This is a genomic window from Acidianus brierleyi (assembly GCF_003201835.2).
In the GTDB taxonomy this organism is placed as follows: domain Archaea; phylum Thermoproteota; class Thermoprotei_A; order Sulfolobales; family Sulfolobaceae; genus Aramenus; species Aramenus brierleyi.
Genome location: NZ_CP029289.2, coordinates 788,672 through 804,767 on the forward strand (window position 1 = coordinate 788,672; position 16,096 = coordinate 804,767).

The window sequence follows — 16,096 nt, forward strand, 5'->3', positions numbered from 1 at the left end:
GTTCATTAGCTATTTTGAGAATAAAATAAGCTTTTCTCCTTATATATAATAGAAAAAAATTAAAAAAATGTTTATCTTCTCCTCAAGAAGAATATTGCGGCTGCCACTATTATAATAACAACTATAACTATTCCAGCTATTGCCGCTGCACTGATTGATGGCGGATGGGTTGTTGTCGTAGTTGTAGTTACTGGTGGATGCGTAGTAATTATCGATATAGGTTGCATATAATCTGCCGTAATTCCTAGTTGGTTAATTGCAGTTCCACCTATTCCATAGAAGTATTCTTCCCAGAACCAAGAGTTGGATGGAGGAGCTACTAAATCTTTAGTATTAACTATTATTTGCTGAGATTGTAAAACTAAAGGCAACGCAGGTAGATAGTAGTTTAATGCATATGCCATCTCATCGTTTGCAGAGGTCAACTGAGAAGTTGAGTTAGGAGCTACCGTTTCACCATATAATTTTGATATATTGTATATTGTGCCATTAGGCGCCTTTACTATGCCATCCCATTGCGTCACATTATACGGTACTCCGTTGAAATACATTGCCTCGAGATACCAGTCTACAGTAACAGGATAATATCCTCCCCACGCGTTGAAGGCAATATCATAATTATCACCAGTAGCCCAATCTTGTAGTTGAACTTTTCCTACAGTTTCTATATAATATGTAGTAGGTATGCCAAATGATGATAACTCGTCCTTTATCGTATTTAGAATATTGGTTTCGCCAGGCCCAGGAGTGTTTGTAACTATTATGTTTAATGTGAATGGACTTCCATTAGGAGCGTACCATTGCCCGTTCTTCAGCGTAAATCCGGCACTCTCAAGTAATTTTGTAGCCTCTTGTAAATTAGTTAAATATGGATTGAGATTAGCTACTGCAGGAGTAATGTATTGTCTATAGTATGTAAAGTTAGGAATTCCATTAGGGATGGCAACTGGAGAATATTTAGATCCTCCTGCTAGAGCAATTGATGTTCTATTAAGTACATAAGCTATAGCCTGCCTTACTGGTAACATAGCTAACCATGGATCTTTAAAGTTAAAGTATAACGCCCATCCTCCAGGATTAGGTATATTGACAACTCTATAATATGACGGTAGGCTAGATATTAATGTAGATGGAAGTGACATGAATGCGCTATATTCTATTGAAACTTGTCCAGATAAAATACCAGATTCTGCTGTGGAAGATGAAGAATATTGATATATAACTACTTGGTTGAATTTCACATTATTTGCTGCGAAATAATACGGATTCTTGTCAAGTATTATTTCGCTAGGAGTTATTTGAGCTACATAGTAAGGTCCATTATAGTTTGCTGACAATGGTCCTGATGGTGTATAGCTGTGTAATTCTTTTCTAAACTGATTTATTAGTGTTTTATTATCATGTTGTAATGCAATCCAATTATTCTCTATTTGTTGAACTAATGGCTTGTATTCTTGGTAGCTTGTTATTAGCGCAACTTCTCCCAAACCTATGGCACAAATTTCAGTGAATGGTAATAAATATGGAGACATTGTCCCAGGAGGATGAGAGATTACTATAGTATGATTATTTACTACTGTATAGTTGGGGAAAGGAGGTGCTCCTAAGATATCTAATATTAAACAAGTAGCTAATATATCGTTAGCAGTTACTGGAGCACCGTTAGCCCATCCAGAATTTCTTAGAGTTATAGTAACATTTACAGTCTCATTTTGCCAAACTTGTTCCCAGTTAGCAGGAGATATACTCCAGTTTGATATTAAACAAGGAATTATTCCGTTATCAGAAACGTTCAGCAATGCCGTATAGCTATAAATAAGTCCATAAAATGAACCTCCCATACCACCGTCAAATAGATTCGGATTGAATGTAGATAGGCTAGTGTATGGATGAGATGTTACCCAGCCAATGTAGAGAGTGTTGGAGGAACTTGAAGAAGCAAATACGGTAGCGGAATTTATCATTGGTATCAATAATATTAAAATAATACCTAACGTTGCATATTTTAACAATATATGCGTATTCATATTTATTCTAATCAAACTTCAACCACAATTATATTTAAACTTTTAACGCCATTAGATTCTTTCAATAATATATTTTAACATATTATGTGAAGTTCGAAATTCCAGAAATAATTTAATCTAACATGATTCTCTATATTCATGAGATCTGTAGGTATTCTTTCTCAAGCGTGGAGAAAGGACAAAATAAACGAGTTAAAAGAAATTGCTGAAAAAGCTGGTAAGTTAGGCTTTAACGAAATCTGGTCTGGAGTAGATCCAAATTATATAGATGGAATAAAAGAAATAGCCGAAATAGCGGAAAAATACGGAATGTATTTCTTTATTGATATAAACCCAGAAATATTAAGAGGTTTCGGAGTTACTCCAAGTAATCTAGAGATTTTTAAAAAATTGAAAATAGGTGGATTAAGGGCAGATTATGGATTCTCAATAGAAGATATAATTAAAATGGCAAACAACGATTTAGGATTAAAAATAGAGCTTAACGCTAGTATTTTTCCATTGGATAAACTCGATTATGTAGTTAAGAAAGTTAAAGACATAGAATCACTGAAGGCTAGTCATGATTTTTATCCTATAAAATATACTGCTTTGTCTCTTGAAGACGCGATAAGAAAATCAAAGGAATTTAAAGAAAGAGGAATACCAGTAGCTGCGTTCATTCCTACACCTAGGGAAATTGAAGGAAGAACTACTGTCGAAATGTTAAGGGGTAAAAATCCAGGTAAATCTGCATCAATATTATTTAATTCTGGGTATATTGATAGAGTAATTATTGGAGATCCCTTCCCTACTGAAGAAGAATTAAAAGAAGTAAAAGAGTCAAAAGATTATACAAAAATTAGGGTCCTAGTATACCCTGGGCTAACTGAAGAGGAAAATAAAATGTTCAATATAAGATTCTCTGATGTCAGAGTTAAAGAGTATGCTTTGGCATTAAATCAAATTATTGAGAACGGTATAAAGCAAAGAAATATAGTAAAGAGATTTAGGGGAGCTGTCACTGTAATGAATGGAAGAAAAGATGTAGTAGAAGTATGGATATTTAAGAAGGAAGTAGAAGCAGATCCTAGATTTAACGTTATTGGCGAAGTATTACCCGAAGATATGGATATGCTAGATTACATAGGAGAAAGAATTGATGTAAAATTAATACCAATAGGAATGAAATAAAAAAATTAATGTCTTTTTCTTAATAAAAATATTACTCCAGCAATTATAATTATAGCTATAATTACTCCAGCAATGTATATTACGCTAGTACTTGAAGTTGTTGTTGTAGTAGTAGGCGGTACTGTAGTGTGAATAATTGGTTCGAAATATCCATAATAAAATCCTTCTTGTAAGAAAGCATTGCCTCCTACTCCATATAATGCCTCACTCCATATCCACGAATTGTTAGTTGGAATATTAGAAACCTGATTAGTGTTTATTACAATTACATAATCTTCTTTAACTAATGGTAAGACAGGCAAATAATAGTTCATAGTATAAGCTATTTCATTATTTACGTCTATTAATTGAGACGTAGAATTTGGTGCAGTAGATAGGAATCCTAGTTCATGTAAATTCACTGTGGTTCCATTTGGAAGAGTTACAATTTGGTTCCAATGAGTTACATTAAATGGATATCCTCCAAAATAAAACAATGGAAGATACCAGTCTATAGTACCAGGGAAATATCCTCCCCAATTTCCAAAGTCCATAGTATATGCGCCAGATTTGTAGGTATTATGCAGTTGTGTTAACGACGTTATATCTATGTAATGTGTTGGTATACCGAAACTCGATAGTTCACTATCTATTACATCCAACATGTTAGAAATTCCAGGTGTTATAGGTCCTCCATAAAGTATAGTAAAAGATAAAGGAGTTCCGTTAGGAGCGTACCATTGCCCGTTCTTTATCGTAAATCCTGCAGATTCCATTAATCTTTGAGCTTTTGTAAGATTTACTGAATATGTATTTAAATTACTTACTGCAGGCGTAATAAATTCTTTGTACGCAGGGAACGATGGTATCCCGTTTGGTACACTAACTGGAGAGTACTTTATTCCACCTGCAAGGCTTATTGCAGTTCTATTGAGTACGTAAGCTATAGCTTGTCTAACTTTTAAGTTAGAAACCCAGGGATTTTGCAAATTGAAATAAAGTCCCCAACCGAAAGGCTGATTCACGTCAATTACTTTATAATACGAAGGTAAGGAAGAGAGTACTTGAGAGGATAGTGAAAGTTCACCAGAATACACTAATGAAACTTCACCAGATTTTATAGCCGCTAACGCTGGAGACTCCGAAGTATATTGATATATTATAACTTTATTCCATTTGATTTCGTTACTAGCGTAATAGTAAGGATTCTTATTCAGAATTAATTCGTTTGGCGTAATCTGACTCAAATAGAATGGGCCGTTATAGTTTCCAGATAATGGACCAGATGGTAAATAAGAATGTATTATTTTCCTAAAATGATCTATTACAGTAGTATTTTGACTTCTTATAGCTGATAAATTACCTAAAATCTCGTTTATTACTGGCTTCCATTCTTGATAAGGAATTATTGTAGCAACTTGAGTTAATCCAGCAGTATAACGTAAAGTGTATGGCATAAGATAAGGAGATAAACAATCAGGAGCAAAAGTTAAAGTTAATGTGTAATTATTTATTATAGTATATTTAACAGGATTGGGATTTAGATAAGATGCTTGAAGAATGAGATCGGTAGCCATAATATCGTAAGCTGTTACTGGTGTTCCATCTCCCCATCCAGTGTTATGTCTCACGTAAAGCGTGACGTTAATAGGCTCCTTTTGCCATACTTGTTCCCAATTAGATGGCGAGAAGGACCAATTCTCTATTAAGCCTGGTAACATTACGTTATTTGAGACATTTAGAATTGTACTGTAAGCGTAAGCTATGCCGTAAAAAGATCCTCCTAGTCCACCAGCGAAAATGTTAGGATTATAGGTACTTAAACTTTCATAAGGCGTGGGATTTATCCATGCTATGTATAAGGTTGATGAACTTGACTGTGCTGTAACTACAAAACTCCCAATGCTTCCTAAAGGTGTAACCAGTATTAATAACGATATCAATAAAGAGATATATTTTAAAAGGCTAGATTTTTTAATGTATACTTTCATACATATCATTTTGTGTATATAAAATTTAAACTTTATGTATAGCTTACAAGTTGTGAGAGATAATTGTTTAATACGTTAATTTTCATTTTTTAACTATTTCTCAATTGTATAGAAATTAATTAAATATAGATTATCCTTCTAATATATATGTTCCTTCTCAAAAGACTTAAAAAGTTATATTACATAAAAGCTATTATGAACAAAATCTGGTTAATCAGAAGGTTTGCTATGGCATTTATAACAATTATTGTAACCATTATTATTAGCTGGGCTCTAATTGAGTATTCTCCAGATAGTCCGGCAAACGCTCTTCTCAGCAATGTGAGATTAAACGAAGCTAGCAACCCAAAATTTGCTCAAATTTATGCGTCTGAATTGCAATTTTATAATAGTTTAGTACCCCATGGTAATCCAATAGTAGGAGCTTTAAGTTATCTTATGAATGTGCTCCATGGCAATATGGGTTTAGATGTTATATCTGAGGTACCTGTTACAACTATAATAGCTACTGCATTACCATGGACTATTTTTATTGTATCCACGTCTTTGATAATAAGCTTCTTCATAGGGATAAGAATAGGACAAAAGATGGGATACAAAAGAGGAACTAAAACGGACTCCTCTTTGACAACGTTCTTTACTGTATTAAGATCTATTCCGCTATATATAAGCGGAGCTCTTTTACTCTTTCTCTTGGGATTTGAGTTTCATTTATTCCCTAGCGGTGGAGCATATTCCGCTAATGTAACAATAGGTCCCAATCTCGGTTTCATAATAAGCGTATTATATCATTCTACCCTTCCCATATTGACCCTAACATTGGCTAATCTAGCAGGTTGGGCATTGCACATGAGAGCAAATACTATTTATACATTAGGGGAAGATTACGTAAGCTTTGCAGAGGTAAGAGGCATAAAAGATAAGCTAATAGAGACTAAGTATGTAGGGAGAAACGCTTTACTTCCCTTATATACTAGTTTAATTATAGGAATAGGATTCTCTTTTGGAGGATCGGTATTTGTAGAGGAAATATTTAGTTATCCTGGAGTAGGAAATTTGCTCTATTATGCCATAACTAATAATGACTATACTTTGGAAATGGGAATCTTTATCATAATAATTACTGCAGTAGTTGTTGGAGTTCTCTTAGCTGATTTGACTTACTCCCTTATTGATCCCAGAGTAAGACACGAGTGAGAAACAATGAGCTTCTCTACTTTTTTGGAAACAAGGAATTTATCTGTTTCCTATTATATGGAGAGAACAAAAATTCCTGCAGTTAAGGATGTAAGCTTTAGTATGGAAAAAGGAGAGATTTTAGGAATTATAGGAGAAAGCGGATCAGGAAAGTCAACCTTAGCTAAGGCAATTTTAAGAGCAATAAAGCCTCCTGGAAAAATAGAGCCTAGTTCCAAAATATTTTTTAAGGGAAGAGAATTACTTTCAATGAAGGAAACAGACTTCAAAAAGGAAATTCTTTGGAAATCTATATCCTATGTTCCTCAAGCTTCTCAGAATTCTTTAAATAATACTATGAGGGTTATTGATCATTTTTATGACACAGCGTATTCTCACGGCTTAAGCAAAGAAAAGGTTACTGAAAAAGCGTTAGAACTTCTTAAAATGGTAAAACTCGATCCAGAAAGAGTAGCTAGGGCTTATCCTTTTCAATTAAGTGGAGGAATGAAACAAAGGGTTCTCATAGCTTTAAGCCTCTTACTTGATCCAGATCTAGTAATAATGGATGAAGCAGTAAGTTCTTTAGACGTGGCAACTCAAAGGTATATCCTTGAAATAATTAAGGACATTAATAAGAACATAGGAACGTCAATAATTTTTATTACGCACGATATTTCAATTTCTGCGTATCTCTCAACTGATATTCTAGTTTTATATGCAGGAGAATTAATGGAAGAAGGTAAGGCTGAAGCTGTAATAAAAACTCCTTTACATCCTTATACTGCTGATCTCATAAGTTCAGTTCCTTCGATAGGGGGATCTATGCAAAATATTAGACCAATAAAGGAAGGTCAACCTTCACTAGTCGGATGTCCTTTTAATGCTAGATGTAATAAATTAATGGATTATTGTAAGTTAAACCATCCGGAAGTATATGACGTAAATGGAAGAAAGGTAAGGTGTTTCCTTTATGGAAATAATAAGGATAAATAATTTAAGCGTAAAATTTACCCAAGGTAGTTTTACTAGAAGAGTTATTTACGCCTTAAGAGACGTTAACCTTGGAATAGACGATAGAGAAACAGTAACTATTATAGGTGAGAGCGGTGCAGGGAAAACAACTTTAGCCAGAGTTTTGATAGCCCTTGAGAAACCAACTTCTGGAGTATATCTTTATAAAGGAAAAAATGTATGGAAAGATAGAAAAACTAAAAAAATTCTAAGGGAAGAAATCCAGTATATTTATCAAGATCCTATAAGTTCTTTGAATCCTTCTAAAACAATAGGAGAATCTCTTTCATATCCTATAAAGAAACATCTTAAATTGAAGGGAGAAAAATTACATGCTAAGATTTCTGAATTGCTCAATTCAGTAGGTTTAGATAATTCGGTTATTAATAGATATCCTAATCAATTATCTGGAGGTCAGTTACAAAGAATAAATATAGCTAGAGCCATCTCAGTTAATCCGAAAGTTTTGATAGCCGACGAACCCGTGACAATGCTTGACGCTTCATATAGAATAGGAATTATAGATTTATTAGTTAATTTAAAGAACGAAAGAAATATGACATTAATAATGATAACTCACGATCTAGCTATAGCAAAATATTTAGATTATAAAGCAGGGGGGGTTAAGAGTTTCGTATTTTATGGTGGTAGGCTGATAGAAGAAGGATACATTAATGAAATAATAAAGAATCCTTTACATCCTTATTCAAAGTTTCTTGTAAGCTCTTACATAGATATAAACAACGAAGGAGAAAATATGGAGTTCCTAAAATATAAGGAAGAAGGAATAGCTAAAGAAGGGTGTCCATTCAGTTTAAGATGTCCATATGTAATGGAAAAGTGCAAAAAAGATTTTCCTAGATATACTCTAGATGGCGATAGAAAAGTAGCTTGTTATCTTTACGGTGGATAATTTGAAGTTGCTCCTTATCTCAGTTTTATTTCTCTTGGTAGGAATTATAATGATTCCTTTCACAATATATTATTCTAATACAACCGTCTATTCAAATCATTTCCATCTTTCATTATCAGATCTCGGAGGAAGTACGGTATCATATAAAGGTTCTACTGGAGATAAAGTTATAATTTGTGGATATTCTACATCTTCCATAAAGATAATTGTATTAAATCCACCTTTAGGTGGAATATATTTAGGACAATTTAATGGGAATTTTACTACAAGTTTTGACGCTACACCTTTTAAACAAATTGTAATAGAAGGAGGAAATTATCCTGCCAATGTTACTGCTAGTATTGAGACATATAATACTAATTTTTCCGGGATAGGATATACAATAGCTGGGATCTTCTTAGTTTTAGGTCTAATACTCTTATGGTATAGTTATGCACTTTCATTAAATAAATCCAAAATTCATAAATCAAAATTATAATTCTCTACTTTCTTTTCTAATTTTATATATAGAAAATACTATTGCAAATATAGAAATGGCTAAAGTGAATGATAGTACAATGTCTAATGAGATTATTCTATAATCAAAAACAAGGGAAAATATCGATAAGAAAAGGAAAATGTAACCAAAAGCCAAAAGACCTCTATACTCGCTCATAATATAAATATGAAAGTAGTTTCAAATAAACTTTATGTTATAAATTTCGAAATTATTTAATCTATAATTGAGTCAAGATTTCCATATATAAGTTTTTTAACTTTTGAGACAAATCAATCCATATGAGGCTTCTTGATTACCTAAAGCTTGTATGGAGAAATAAGAAGGGCAGAGTAGGTCTATTAATCACAATATTCTACGTTCTTTTAGGAACAATAGGTCCATTAGTTGTTCCTAAGCCTGTCATAGTTAATATAAATCCTAGCATGATATTTAGACCTCCCATGTTGAACCCTTACTATATCCTAGGTACTGGGCCAATTGGTGACAGTATTCTAGGAGATATAGTTTGGGGAGCTCCATTCATTCTAGAGGTAAGCTTTCTAGCTGGATTATTCACAACTTTGATAGGAATAGCTGTAGGAATGATAGCTGGATACAAAGGTGGTATACTCGATAATTTACTCATGTCAGTTAACGATATAGTAATGACAATGCCAAGTCTAATATTAATATTAATTATTGCAACTTCTTTAAGGACGTCAAATCCATTTATATTAGCTGCCATATTGAGTATTAGCGGATGGACAGGATTAGCTAGAGCTATTAGATCTCAAATACTTTTAATGAAAAACCTTCCTTACGTCGAAGTAGCTAGAACTCTAGGATTAGGAAGTCTACATATAATCTTTAGGGAAATAATGCCTACAGTAGCTTCCTATATAGCAATACATTTTATTTTTAATGTGGAAAACGCACTTTATGCAGCAATAGGATTATATTTCTTAGGAGTACTACCGGTTAGCCAATATAACTGGGGAGTTATGATTAACGAAGCGTTACAAGATGGAGCAATTTACGGCAATTCTGCAATTTGGTTCCTATTATGGCCTTCTCTGTTTGTTGTCATGTTTATGACAGGATTAATAATGTTAAGTTATGGTATAGACGAAATATCAAATCCGAGATTAAGGAGGGTCTAAATGCAGATCCCTTTTTACGTAATAAATAACATAATGATAGACGGATATTTCATGAATAAATTGTCACAAAAGGAAGATAGGATTCTTCTTGTTAGAAATAAGAGGCTAGGATATCCTTCAGGAAAAATAGAACCTTTACCTTATACATTAGTAATTTCTTTGCTGGAAGAAGGATATTCAGAAACCTTGAAAACTACTTCTAAAGAATTAAGAGCTTCAGAAGTTTTAGAGAGTATATTTTACAATCCGTCAATATACATGAAAAATAGGGAAAAAGAAGTCATAGAGAAGACTCTTAGTAAGATGTATGGAGAGCTTTATTCAAGACTCTTGAAGCTTATAAAAGATGCTAGTTATGAGATTACATGGCATAATATTGAACTCATAGAAGACCAGATTATCTTTAACAGTGTTCCCGATAAGATATATACTAAGTTATACTTGAATGATGAGAAGTTTAAGAACGAATTCCTTAAATTATCGTATTGAATATTTATTAACGTAAAATACACTGCAATGTTATGAGAAAAGAAAACGAGATTTTCTCGAGAATCTCATATATTTTGGCGAATTCTTTTTATGATATAAAATATCTAAACTGGGTAAATAATAACGGATATGTTATAGATCTAGAAACTAATGAACCAAGACATTTAATTGTTATTGACTATCAAGGATCTGCATTGGTGAAAATAAATTCCAAACCGTATTATGCTTTGGACGGTTACCATAATACTTTTCCTTTACCATTAGGTAAAATAAAAATAGAGGCTATATTTTCTCCATACAAGGCGTTTGGTGATAAGGTTCAGATAGATCCAGGAAAACCTGCTATCTTTAAAAGAAACTCTTCAGCATATTTATTATGGAGTTACGCTAACGCTACTCTTCAATTAGCTAAAAATTCTCAAGGATATTTAAGGGAAAAATTATTAACAATTCTTACAGAGGCACTGTCTTTATCTCCTTTTGTTTCAGTATCTAGAGACCAATTATTTCTAGCGTCCAAATACTGGAAAGAATTTCCTAATTATTTATTAGAATTTTCACAAGAAATGAAATACGAAGAATACACAGGAAATTACGATAACGCATTAAGATATTTAAGGGAAAAATTATCGGAACTGAGAGAAACCTTTGGAAAGGCTGGAATAGTTCAAGGTATTGCTCATGCTCATACTGATACTGCTTGGCTATGGAATTTCGATGAAACTAGGAGGAAAATAGCTAGAACATTTTCTACTGTAATTAGCTTAATGTCGAAGTACGATTTTCATTTTATGCAAAGCATGGCAATATATTATGAATGGATAAAGGAGGACTATCCAGAACTCTTCGAAAAAATAAAGGAAAAGGTAAATGAGGGTAAGTGGATTTTAGGTGCAGGTTGGGTGGAGTTTGACGCAAATTTACCTTCTGGAGAATCATTGTCAAGGCAATTGCTCTACTCTCAGGAATTTTACCTACAGAATTTTGGTAAAATGTCTGAAATATTATGGTTACCTGACACTTTCGGATTTTCTGGTCAGCTTCCTCAAATAATGAAATTATCAGGAATAAAGATGTTTGCGACCCATAAAGTTTTTTGGAACGACACTAACAAGTTCCCTTATTCCTTGTTTAATTGGATAGGAATTGACGGAACGTCAATAAATGCCGTAGCTTTTGGTAATGGAAAAGGAGGATATAACTCAGATTTTAGCGTGGATAGTGTAATAGATCAATGGAATAACTGGAAAGATAAGGATCAACCTATGCTTTATTCTTACGGCTATGGAGACGGAGGTGGAGGACCAACTGAAGATATGTTAAACGAAGCAAAAGCTATAGACGAATTACCTTCAGTACCTAGAATTAAACTAGACGGTATTCCACAATATGAATCTGAAAATTCATGGAATGGAGAACTTTACCTTGAAACGCATAGAGGAGTTTACACTTCGCATTCTAAGATGAAATATCTTCATAGAAAGGCAGAAGTTGCTTTAAGAGATGCAGAAATATGGTCTACAATTTCTGGGAAATATGATCAGAAAATCAAATCGTTATGGAAAATACTATTAAAGGATGAGTTTCATGATGTTTTACCTGGCTCTGCTATAAATGAAGTCTACAAGACTGTTTACCCAGAATTGGAGAATATTATTCAAGAAAGTGATAAAATTTCCTTAGATTCTCTTAAGAAAATTGCAGGAGAAGGAGAAAAAACAATGATATTTAATTCCTTGTCGTGGGAAAGAGAAGATTATGCAATAATAAATGAAGAAGTTAACGGGTCCCAAAAGATTGATGAAGGATATTTGATAATGGTAAAGGTACCTTCATTAGGATTTACTGAATATAAAGAATCTCCAGTATCTCCAGTGTCTATTAATGGTCTAACAATGGAAAACGAGTATTTAAGAATACAACTTACTCCAGAAGGTTCAGTAGTTTCAATTTATGATAAGGAAACAGGAAGAGAAGTTTTACGATCTCCTTCAAAATTAATATTCTATGAAAACATACCAGGCTGGGCCGATGCGTGGGATATAGAGTCATCATATAAGGATACTTACTTTGAAATTAATGCTGAAAAATATGAAATAAGGGAAAAAGGTCCCTTGAGGGCTTGCATTAGATTTTACTATAAATTCAGAAACTCCGAAATAATTCAAGATGTATATTTATATGCAAAAAGTAGAAGAATAGATTTCAAGACGACTACGAAAATGATAGATAGAGAACTACTGTTGAAATCTTGGTTCTTCTTCGATCTAAATTCAAACGAAGCAGTCTTTGAAATACCTTATGGAATTATAAAAAGACAAACTAACAAGAACACCAGTTGGGAAAAAGCTAAATTTGAGGTACCAATGGAAAAGTGGCTAGATATTTCTGAAGATAATTACGGTGTGGCTTTACTTAACGATGGGAAATACGGTGTATCTGTAGAAGGAAGTAATGTAGGTCTTTCAATAGCTAGATCGCCTATGTATCCAGATTATGCTACAGATTTAGAGACTAATACATTCACTTATTCAATATATCCGCATAAAGGAAACTGGAAGGAAGCAGAAGTTTTCAAAAGAGCTTATGAGCTTAACTATCCATTAAGATCTATTAAAGGGAAAGGAGGGGAAAAGAGTTTTCTGAAGCTATCTCCTCAGAATCTAATTCTAGAAGCAATTAAGGAGGCAGAGGACGGAAGAGGCATCATAATAAGGCTTTATAACGTAGAAAATAGCAGGGGAAGAGGAGAAATAGAATTATGGTATTCGCCTAAGAAAGTATCTTTAACCAATATCTTAGAAAACGAAAACAATAAGGAACTAGAGACTAACAATAATAAAATCCAGTTAAATTATAAGAACTATGAGATAATTTCTTTAAGATTAGAATAACTTTTTTCCACATAAAATCTCTCATATTTAGATTTGAAGAATTTTTCCATATACTGATCGTCAAAATATTTTATTTGTGATTCATGTTTCTTTGTTGCTTCAAACTTCACATCCATAAATTCCTCAATATTCACATAAATTGCCTTTTTCATGGAGATTTTCCATTCTAAGTACCTTAATGTTATTTTAAGATTTCTAGAAATCTTAGGTTCCCAATTTAAATATGATAACTGATCTGCTTGAATTCTTGCTTCATGTATAGCTTCCTTCATTATCTTTCCTGCAGCCCAATGATCTGGATGTGCTTCAAAAGTTGAAGGATAAAAAACAACGTTTGGTGAGATGTTCTGGAGGATTGGAATAGTCTTCTTAACTGCATCAGAAATAAACTTACTTAGTTCTCCATCAGGATATTCTAAAAAATATGCCTTATTAGGATCTATACCAAGAACTTTCAATCCTTCCATAGCTTCTTTCTTTCTTATTAATGCTAATTTATCTCCTCTTTCTTCAGGATATGGCGAACCTAATCTTCCATCAGTAAAATAAATTATGTAAATATCATTATGTTTAGATAATTTAGCTAATGTTCCACCAGCATTATCACATTCGTCATCAGGATGGGCAGATACGTAAAGAATCTTCATTTTTTATCACTTAAATGTTCTAATGTATATTTATATGTGAAACTCCACAATGCTGCGCTTCCTGCATAATGATCCAAGAAAGGTTTATCTGGTTTACCGTCTTCTCCATGAATTATGGAAGGATGATTCCACGTTAAGCCTTGATTAACTAAATTATCCCATTCCTTTTTTGCTAGACTTAACCACTCTTTCTTACCTAAAGAGTAAGCTAAGGCTGATAGGCTGAAAACAAGTCTGGGCCAAGATGAAGTTAATTGACTATCTATATCAACTGGACCGCCATCTTCTCTTGCCATATTGGGTGTACAATATTTTGAAGAATTCCCATTAACTCTATATATAGTATCTAAGGAAGAAATTATCTTATCTTTATCTGTTATATCTTCTATCCCAAGAATGAGGGACCACCACTCTCCGAATATCTGAGCTGCAAATGACGCATTATTGTGCTGAGGCTTTCCGGTCCATGCTATGAATTTTTTCCCATCAAATAGTCTATTAAAGGAATCCTTAGCTTTTTGAAGCAATAATCTCATTCTCTCGCTATTTTTTGAGTCTCCTAAAATTTGGGAAATTTCGATCATAGAGATTAAAGATGCTATATATAATGAAGAAGTATAACTCGAAGTACCTTCCATTGGCACACAATCATAGCCTGTATCACAAGATCCGTCTAGGTCTGGCAATCCATCATTGTCCTTATCCTGCTTTATTATCCACTCCATAGCTTTCAAGACTGTAGGATACATTTCCATAAGGAAATCCTTATCCTTAGTCCTTATGTAATATCTATAAACAAGAAGAATAAACGTCGTATTAGTATCCTTCCATTTAGGAGGAGCAGTAGTCCCATCTGAGGGAGAATCCAAAGAGTAAGTACCTAAATCATGTGGTACATATCCGTCTTCTCTTATGCTTAGAGAAATCATTTTAAGGAAAGACTTCTCTAGCTCTGGAAACATTAAAATTATAGGCAAAGATCCAGTCTCATAAACTACTCCACCTATTGTACCTAACATAGGACCTATCTCTGGAGCCTCATATATTGAGAATCTTCCTTTTTCGTCTAACCACGTGCTAGACGATAATATGTAAGTACTGTTTATCACGGCATCTTTTAGCCATTCTGGTAAACTTGGGTCAATAAGATTTTCCTGCCATTCAAAGGTTTTCTTCCTGAGAATATCGAAATTATCTAAGAAATAATTAGCGACCTCTAGAGAACTTGAGAAATAATTAGCATAATAATGTCTATAAGGATAGTAAACCCAAGGTTTATTAAAATACCAAGATAATACGAATTTTAATTCTTCTCCTTTATCATATCTGTTTGAGATTAATCCTGCTGGTAAATAATAAGACCCTTGAGATTCTCCATCATCTGAAGGATAATCCTTATCATTAAGTAAAGCGTCCCACGGTGCCTCATTTTCTATTAACCTATGAAGATTTAGAGTCTTTTCCAATCCTCTATTTACATGAAAATTATATTGCGTTATTATTTTACTAGGCGAAAGAGAAATTAAGGACATTTCTCCATTATATGGGTCGTATTCATTACTTCTCGAATTTTTTGTTCTTATCCCTCCCTTAACTCTCTCATTATATCTCCCTATTTTATTTAGACCACAAATGTTAGAAATTGAAACTGCTATTGTTCCACTACTACTTCCTTTAACTTTAATCGAGATTCCTATAGAAGGTAATGAAGAGTCTAAAACATCCGAAGGAATTATTGGCGAAAATGCTTCCATAACCGCATTAACTTTTCCACCACTTATTCTTACAAAAGGGTATTTTCCTTCATACGTTAAGTTAGTAGCTAATTTATTTAAACTAAGAAATCTTAATTCTTTTTGAAGAAAAAAAGGTTCAGAATCGTCAGGCTTTATGAATATATGAAATCCCAACATTTCCTTTATCGGAAATGTCCAATTATTTGCTATTGTTAAATTTACCATTTTGCCTTTATTATCAATCTCTATTTTACCCGCTCCTATTCCTCCTAGAGGAACTCCGGAGCCTATTCCCTGATCTGAAGTATAGGTTACCATTTTATAGAAAATTATGTAAGAGAATTAAAAAGATGAACTATAACGCTGAACCAAATTAACTATATTAGTTATGTGTTTTTACGTTTAATTACCTAATAGAA

Annotated in this window: 13 protein-coding genes; 8 read left to right on the top strand and 5 right to left on the bottom strand. The window is 33.2% G+C overall.

Annotated elements, in window-relative coordinates; all coding sequences use genetic code 11:
- Positions 1–71 precede the first annotated feature (71 nt).
- A complete protein-coding gene (locus tag DFR85_RS19975; protein WP_246252998.1) occupies positions 72–2,042 on the bottom strand; it encodes an ABC transporter substrate-binding protein in 1,971 nt (656 codons plus the stop codon).
- Positions 2,043–2,165: 123 nt separating this feature from the next.
- Here DFR85_RS19975 and DFR85_RS19980 point away from each other — a divergent pair, with 123 nt between their 5' ends.
- Positions 2,166–3,200 carry a MupG family TIM beta-alpha barrel fold protein gene (locus tag DFR85_RS19980; protein WP_110269809.1) on the top strand — a complete coding sequence of 345 codons (1,035 nt, stop codon included), beginning with the start codon at positions 2,166–2,168 and terminating at the stop codon, positions 3,198–3,200.
- Between the two features lie 5 nt (positions 3,201–3,205).
- Here the strand turns inward: DFR85_RS19980 and DFR85_RS19985 are convergent, their stop codons facing one another.
- Positions 3,206–5,170, bottom strand: coding sequence for an ABC transporter substrate-binding protein (locus DFR85_RS19985; RefSeq protein ID WP_246252999.1), 1,965 nt, complete (start codon positions 5,168–5,170; stop codon positions 3,206–3,208).
- A gap of 195 nt (positions 5,171–5,365) precedes the next feature.
- Here DFR85_RS19985 and DFR85_RS19990 point away from each other — a divergent pair, with 195 nt between their 5' ends.
- Genes DFR85_RS19990 through DFR85_RS20005 form a run of 4 tightly spaced genes read left to right on the top strand, consistent with a single transcriptional unit; the run spans position 5,366 to position 8,751 of the window.
- Entirely contained in the window at positions 5,366–6,367 is a 1,002-nt protein-coding gene (locus DFR85_RS19990) for an ABC transporter permease (RefSeq protein ID WP_110271778.1), read from the top strand.
- A 6-nt stretch (positions 6,368–6,373) separates the two neighbouring features.
- Positions 6,374–7,342 carry an ABC transporter ATP-binding protein gene (locus DFR85_RS19995; RefSeq protein WP_110269811.1) on the top strand — a complete coding sequence of 323 codons (969 nt, stop codon included), beginning with the start codon at positions 6,374–6,376 and terminating at the stop codon, positions 7,340–7,342.
- On the top strand, positions 7,320–8,273 hold the full coding sequence (locus DFR85_RS20000) for an ABC transporter ATP-binding protein (protein ID WP_168367111.1): 954 nt from the start codon (positions 7,320–7,322) through the stop codon (positions 8,271–8,273). The genes DFR85_RS19995 and DFR85_RS20000 overlap by 23 nt, the downstream gene beginning before the upstream one ends.
- Before the next feature lies 1 nt (position 8,274).
- Positions 8,275–8,751, top strand: coding sequence for a hypothetical protein (locus DFR85_RS20005; protein WP_162582643.1), 477 nt, complete (start codon positions 8,275–8,277; stop codon positions 8,749–8,751).
- Here DFR85_RS20005 and DFR85_RS20010 read toward each other — a convergent pair.
- Entirely contained in the window at positions 8,746–8,928 is a 183-nt protein-coding gene (locus tag DFR85_RS20010; protein ID WP_110269815.1) for a hypothetical protein, read from the bottom strand. The genes DFR85_RS20005 and DFR85_RS20010 overlap by 6 nt on opposite strands.
- 122 nt (positions 8,929–9,050) lie before the next feature.
- Between DFR85_RS20010 and DFR85_RS20015 the strand changes: the two genes are divergently transcribed.
- The 3 genes from DFR85_RS20015 to DFR85_RS20025 are packed head-to-tail and all read left to right on the top strand — an operon-like array spanning position 9,051 to position 13,294.
- Positions 9,051–9,911: an ABC transporter permease gene (locus DFR85_RS20015; RefSeq protein WP_110269816.1), complete on the top strand. Its 861-nt coding sequence runs from the start codon at positions 9,051–9,053 to the stop codon at positions 9,909–9,911.
- Positions 9,912–10,400, top strand: coding sequence for a hypothetical protein (locus DFR85_RS20020; RefSeq protein ID WP_110269817.1), 489 nt, complete (start codon positions 9,912–9,914; stop codon positions 10,398–10,400).
- 32 nt (positions 10,401–10,432) lie between these two features.
- Positions 10,433–13,294, top strand: coding sequence for an alpha-mannosidase (locus tag DFR85_RS20025; RefSeq protein WP_110269818.1), 2,862 nt, complete (start codon positions 10,433–10,435; stop codon positions 13,292–13,294).
- Here the strand turns inward: DFR85_RS20025 and DFR85_RS20030 are convergent.
- Complete coding sequence (locus DFR85_RS20030; protein WP_110269819.1) at positions 13,264–13,941, bottom strand: PIG-L deacetylase family protein; 678 nt, start codon at positions 13,939–13,941, stop codon at positions 13,264–13,266. The genes DFR85_RS20025 and DFR85_RS20030 overlap by 31 nt on opposite strands.
- A complete protein-coding gene (locus DFR85_RS20035; RefSeq protein WP_110269820.1) occupies positions 13,938–15,995 on the bottom strand; it encodes a GH116 family glycosyl hydrolase in 2,058 nt (685 codons plus the stop codon). Before DFR85_RS20035 ends, DFR85_RS20030 begins: the two co-directional genes overlap by 4 nt.
- Between the last annotated feature and the right edge of the window lie 101 nt (positions 15,996–16,096).